The sequence below is a fragment of the Ferrithrix thermotolerans DSM 19514 genome (genome assembly GCF_900128965.1).
GTDB lineage: Bacteria > Actinomycetota > Acidimicrobiia > Acidimicrobiales > Acidimicrobiaceae > Ferrithrix > Ferrithrix thermotolerans.
Window position 1 is genome coordinate 1 of the sequence record NZ_FQUL01000075.1, and the last position, 2,424, is coordinate 2,424.

Annotated in this window: 2 protein-coding genes; both read left to right on the forward strand. The window is 46.5% G+C overall.

Features of this window, described 5'->3' with window-relative positions; translation table 11 throughout:
- The first annotated feature begins 120 nt into the window (after positions 1-120).
- Entirely contained in the window at positions 121-270 is a 150-nt protein-coding gene (locus BUA24_RS12705) for a hypothetical protein (RefSeq protein ID WP_178138838.1), read from the forward strand.
- An 854-nt stretch (positions 271-1,124) separates the two neighbouring features.
- On the forward strand, positions 1,125-1,547 hold the full coding sequence (locus BUA24_RS11595) for a hypothetical protein (protein WP_143146556.1): 423 nt from the start codon (positions 1,125-1,127) through the stop codon (positions 1,545-1,547).
- Positions 1,548-2,424 lie beyond the last annotated feature (877 nt).

Sequence of the window (2,424 nt, forward strand, 5' to 3'; positions counted from 1 at the left end):
GCTAAGTAGCCCTCTTGGTGCTCACCTGTAATGTTCAGGACGTCTAAGTATCTTCCCATCACTTGAGTTGCATCGAAGAGGGAAGGTAATTGCCCAGATACTGCTTCATACTATGGGTTGATGAGCACCCATTGGAACCCCGTAAAGCTACAAGGCACCCTAAGGCCAGCCTCTTTTAGAGAGACGATGAACCCTTTTGAGGTTCAGCTTGTACCTAAATTGCAAGGGCTAAGCCGAATAAGCCTTACGATACCCTGGGGCGTGGGTTAGAAAATGCAAAGGAGCATGAGGCGCCTCTTTATCTCCTCATTAGTGTTGCCCTTCTTTCGCTCTAGTGGTGTTGGCTTTCGTTGAACGGGGTTGGCTTGTGACTCTACATGCCTAAACTCTTGCGAGACCCCGAAGCAACTTGACATCCACTCACACGTATCGCGTCAGGTTAGAAGTTTCCGGTTCCCAACTCCTTTGCCACCACGATATCAAAGTGCTGGGATCTGCTACCATAGGCTCTAGCTTTTTTTCTTTGGCTTCTAGTTCCTTGGAGCAGGTTTTATGTCGGTACCTAACGTCTACGCCATAGGTGTTCTTTGAAGCGATACCAGATGGTCTCAGGTAATGCAGTAGTCCCTAGCTACTAAAGCATCTGTCTTGCCCTCATTGAGCACTCGATCATCCTTTATAAGCTGCGATACGAGTTGCTCTTATGAGTGCAACTTCTCTTTCATGTGATCTTCCTCCATCTCTATTCTGGTCGGATCTCACATTCGAGGTGGATCATTTTTGGGGTAGCTGTCCAAAGTCACAAGTGGTCCAAAGTTACGCAAACAAGTAATCCACAGTATAAGAACAGCCAACAGCTTAGAACTTTTGAACGTATTGACTTTGTTGGTTGGCTCCGATACCGTGGAGATTCTAGATTATTTGCTCCTCTTGGGGTGAGTTGTACTCCTTGGAGATCGGTTTTTAAAATAGTATGCGGACAAACTATCTTACAATTTCTTGTAAACCTTGCAGGTGCGTTGTAGTATCAAAAGCATGATCGGTCTCAACCTTCTCTGAGATCGTGACCCAATAAGGGGGTAAGCGTGATACAAAAGATCATCTCTCGGAGGATCGTCCTAGGGTTGAGTTTTGGATTAGCTAGCGTCGGGTCGGGGACGGAGTTAACGGCTAGCCACCTTGCAACGGCTAGATCTGACGTGCAACGCGACAGTAGGTATGTCTCTAACGATCTTCACCGTAAAACTGCCACAGGCTATGTCGCTCAGCCAAAGTTGATATGTGATCCTGGGGTAACCTGCGGATATTGGGAGTACTTTATACCAGGCGAGTACTGCATATCGGTATATCCAAATAACGAAGACGGCCGATGTACTCCAGTTGACATGTCCTTCGAAAGTCGCTATCACAACGGAAATTTTGTTGAAGGATGCTTAGTAAACGCTGGGCTGGCGCAGGGTTGGACGTGGGTCGGAGGGCCCGAAATAGATTTAGCAGGCGATATCTTCGCCTGTGTGACTGGTGGATTCGAGACGTGGATATCGTGAATAGATCATCGAAGTACTTTCGGCATAACGTCAACGGTGATCGTGAAGAAATATCACGACCTTCCCACGGTTATTCAAGCAACCTCGAAAACAAGCGCTTGACAGTTCGTGTCTCGCCAATGCTTACGCTAACTGTTGGAGCCAGTTCTTTTTTAGCCGTCACTTTTACCCAAATCTTCACTAGTTTGTCTATTCGGGACATAGCGGTCGTAGAGGGGATAGTAGGGCTCACTTTCGCCTTTCTTACGTCATTTCTCTACCTAGCGGCACGTTTATTAACCTTGAAAGTTCCCAGCTGGATAATCTCCCCGACGCATTTCAAAGATCCAAGGATCGGCAGGGCATTCACTGTTGCAGTTTCTACGATCTCACTTGTTCCTTTCGGACCCTCTTTACTACCTGCAGCAGGTGTAGGCTTTGTGTTAGTTACTTTACGAGCCTGTTATCAAGTCATATCCGAGCGTCGAGATAAATCATTGTCGCCTTGGGCCCGTAATGAGTAGACTAACTCAAAATACATCTAGAGAATAAAATCGGCACGTTGTTACATCAGTCAAAAAGACATACGGTCACGATCTCCGATAATTCCCGCCTTAACCACACAACTTACTGAATGAGTATTAGACCTCTCCATCGCTGAAGTTGGCATTAGAGGGACTTTACTAGCTAACGGGTTCGACTGCTCCGTTATCCATGTCCAGGATGGGTAAGTGGTATCGATTACCTTATTGCATAGTGTCCCTTATCAACAATTACCTAAAATAGGGATTTTACGGCTCTTTTAACACTCATGTGGATCCCCCGAGTCACCTAATCGGGGAATAACCCCATCACAATCGTGACTTTCGGGTCTGAAAAAGCGATAGAAGAAACGCGC